Source organism: Actinoplanes sp. ATCC 53533 (assembly GCF_003947245.1).
Genome location: NZ_QHHV01000426.1, coordinates 1 through 3,721, shown reverse-complemented (window position 1 = coordinate 3,721; position 3,721 = coordinate 1). Strand labels below are relative to the sequence as shown.

The following is a 3,721-nucleotide window of genomic DNA, read 5'->3' as shown; positions in this document are numbered from 1 at the left end:
CCCGACCACACCCACCGGCAACCGATCCACCACCCCGCCCGGGTCAACACCACCCCCGGCCGCGAATCCGCCACCATGAACGCCACCCGACTCCGCCCGGATACCCCGGATCCAACGGCACATACGCACCCCCGCCTTCAACACCCCCAACACCGCCACCACCAACTCCACACCCCGATCCAGGAACAACCCCACCAACGACTCCGCACCCACCCCCCTCGACCGCAACCACCACGCCAACCGATTAGCCCGCACATTCAACTCACCGAACGACACCACCTCCCCACCACACACCACCGCCACCGCATCCGGACACAACCGCACCCGCTCCTCGAACCACCCCGGCAACGCACACCCATCCCCCACCTCCACCACCGCACCCGCCGCCAACTCCACCAACCACCGCCGCTCATCACCCCCCAACAAACCCAACTCCGACACCGCCACATCCGCCCCCACCACCACCGACTCCAACAACGCCGCGAAATGCCCCTGCATCCGCTCCACAGTGGAGTCATCCAGCAGAGCCGTCCGGTACTGCCAGTACCCGCGCAGCTCCGATCCGTCCGGAATCAGCGACAGCGACAGGTCCAGCCCGGCCGCGTCGACCATGAGCTGCTCGCGGGTGACCCGCAGACCAGCCAGATCCAGGCTCTCCTCGGGCGGGTTGTGGAGCTGGATACGCGCCTGGACCAATGGCTGGCGGCCGGGTTCACGGTCGGGCCGCAGGTCGGCGACGACCCGTTCGAACGGCACCTCCTGGTTGGTGTAGGCGTCGAGGGTGACCTCCCGCACCCGCCGCAGCAGCTCGCGGAACGTCGGCCGGCCGGACAGGTCGACCCGCAGGGCCACCGTGTTGACGAAGAACCCGACCAGCGACTCGAACTCCGGGCGGTTCCGGCCGGCGATCGGCGTCCCGATCACCAGCTCCTCCTGCCCGCTGTAGCGGCTCAGCAGGGTGGCGAACGCCGCGGCCAGCACCATGAACAGGGAGGCCCCCTCGGCCTGGCCCAGCCGGGCCAGCGCTTCGACCAGGTGGGCCGGGATGCCCCGGGTCAGGGTCGCACCACTGGCGTCGCCGGCGGCCGGCGCCGGGCGGTCGACCGGCAGCCGGAGCACCGCCGGCGCGCCGGCCAGCTGGTCATGCCAGTAGGTCAGCTGGGGCAGCAGCGAACCGTCGGCAAGCCGCTCCCGTTGCCAGGCCGCGACGTCGCCGTACTGCACTGTCAGCTCGGGCAGGGTCGACCGCCCACCCGCCCGGAAGTCCGCGTACAACGTGGAGAGTTCGCGATTCAGCACCGCCTCCGACCAGCCGTCGGCCACCACGTGGTGCATGCACTGCACCAGCACATGGTCGTCGGTGCCCAATGCCATCAGCTGCCACCGGACGCCCGGCTCGCCGTCGAGCCGGTACGGCCGGTCACGGAGGTCGCGCGCGAGTTCGTAGGCCCGGGCCAGCGGATCGGGGTGGCCGGACAGGTCGACCACCCCGGCCAGCACCGGCTCGACCGGCTGCACCGCCTGCACCGCTTCACCGTCCGACCAGCCGAAGATGGTCCGCAGCACCTCGTGGCGGCGGTGCACCTCGGTCAATGCCTGGTTCAGCGCCGCCGGGTCGAGTCGGCCGCGGAGCCGGTTCACAAAGCAGTAGTTGTTGGCGGCCGCACCCGGGTCGAGCCGCTCGGCCAGCCACATCGCCTCCTGGCCGGGCGACAGCGGCGCCCGGCCCGACCGGCGGGGCACGACACCGGCCGGGGCCGTCCCCTCGTCGCCGCCCCGGCGGGCGAGCCGGCGGCGCAGCAGCCGCTCCGTCGCCAGCGAGGCCGCCGCGGTGGTGGCCTCATCGGTGGCCGCGGTGGCGTCCGCCGTGGTCGGTCCGTCGGTGATGTGGAACGTTGTCATCTCAGTCAGTTCCGTTCTCGGTCTCGACCTCGAGGGCGACGAGGGCGGCGGCGAAGTCGGCGAGCCGGGGAGACTCGAAGAGGGCGCGGACGGGCACCTGGATGGCGAAGTCACGCCGGACCCGGGTGATCACCCGCGTCGCGGCCAGGGAGTGGCCGCCCACCTTGAAGAAGTCGTCGAAGGCGCCGACCGGCCGGCCGAGCACCTCCGTCCAGAGTTCGGCCAGCGCCTCCTCCAGCGGCCCCCGGGGCGCGACGAAGGCGCCCCCCGCACCCGCCGCGGTCGGCGCGGGCAGGGCGCGGCGGTCGACCTTTCCGGTGGGGCCGAGCGGCAGCCGGTCGAGCACGACGATCGAGGCGGGCAGCATGTGCTCGGGCAGCGACCGCGCGCAGTGCGCCCGCAGCTCCACCGGGTCGATCGACGCGCCGACGACGTAGGCGACCAGCTCGTCCGGGCCGGACGGTGCCGGCCGGGCCACCACGAGCGCCTCACGGACGGCCGGGTGGGTGGTCAACACCGCCGAGATCTCGCCCGGCTCGATGCGATAGCCGCGCACCTTGACCTGTTCGTCGGCCCGGCCCAGAAACTCCAGGGTGCCGTCGTCGGTCCAGCGGGCCAGATCCCCGGTGCGGTAGAGGCGGGTGCCGGCGGTCTCGGCGTACGGGTCGGGCACGAAGCGTTCGGCGGTCAGGTCGGGTCGACCCAGATATCCGAGGGCAAGCACGCCGCCACCGACGTACAACTCACCGGCGACGCCGATCGGCACCAGCCGCATGGCCTGATCCAGGACCCACGTCGACACGCCCGGTATCGGCCGGCCGATCGGGACGGTGCGGTCGATCGACCCGTCCGTCACCGGATGGCTGGTCGACCAGATGGTGGCCTCGGTCGGGCCGTAGAGGTTGACGAACCGGCGCCCGGGCCGGCGCCACCGCGCCACCAACCCGGGCGGGCAGGCCTCGCCGGCGACGGTCACCAGGCGCAGGGCCGGCAGGGACACGTCGTCGGGCAGCGACGCCAGCAGCGACGGCGGCAGCGTGACCGTGGTGATCTCGGCCGCGGCCAGGAAGTCGACCAGGTCGGCCGGCGCGCGGTCGGCGGCCGTCGGTATGTACAACCGCGCGCCGCTGGCCAGGCCCATCAACAGCTCGAACAGCGACGCGTCGAAACTGGGCGAGGCGAACTGGAGGACCCGGTCGTCGGCCGTGAGCCCGAACAGGCGCTGCTGGGCGGCGGCCACGATGCCGAGGCCGCGGTGGGTGACGGCGGCGCCTTTCGGCCGCCCGGTGGAACCCGACGTATAGATCACATACGCCAGATTGTCCGGCCCGACCACCCCCACCGGATCATCAACCCGACACCCGGCCAACTCCCCGACCACATCCTCCAACACCACACCCGACACACCCACCGGCAACCGATCCACCACCCCCGCCCGGGTCAACACCACCCCCGGCCGCGAATCCGCCACCATGAACGCCACCCGATCCGCCGGATACCCCGGATCCAACGGCACATACGCACCCCCGCCTTCAACACCCCCAACACCGCCACCACCAACTCCACACCCCGATCCAGGAACAACCCCACCAACGACTCCGCACCCACCCCCCTCGACCGCAACCACCACGCCAACCGATTAGCCCGCACATTCAACTCACCGAACGACACCACCTCCCCACCACACACCACCGCCACCGCATCCGGACACAACCGCACCCGCTCCTCGAACCACCCCGGCAACGCACACCCATCCCCCACCTCCACCACCGCACCCGCCGCCAACTCCACCAACCACCGCCGCTCATCACCCCCCAAC

General features: G+C 71.8%; 2 protein-coding genes and 1 pseudogene. All 3 read right to left on the bottom strand.

The window, feature by feature from the left end:
• Nucleotides 1–1,902 (bottom strand): condensation domain-containing protein (locus tag DMB66_RS58670; protein WP_148112933.1); only part of this gene is annotated, 1,902 nt, incomplete at its 3' end.
• A 1-nt stretch (nt 1,903) separates the two neighbouring features.
• Complete coding sequence (locus DMB66_RS65075) at nt 1,904–2,248, bottom strand: phosphopantetheine-binding protein (protein WP_305028225.1); 345 nt, start codon at nt 2,246–2,248, stop codon at nt 1,904–1,906.
• A pseudogene (locus DMB66_RS58665) lies at nt 2,225–3,573 on the bottom strand (amino acid adenylation domain-containing protein); the annotation flags it as partial. The pseudogene DMB66_RS58665 and the gene DMB66_RS65075, both read right to left, overlap by 24 nt.
• Nucleotides 3,574–3,721 lie beyond the last annotated feature (148 nt).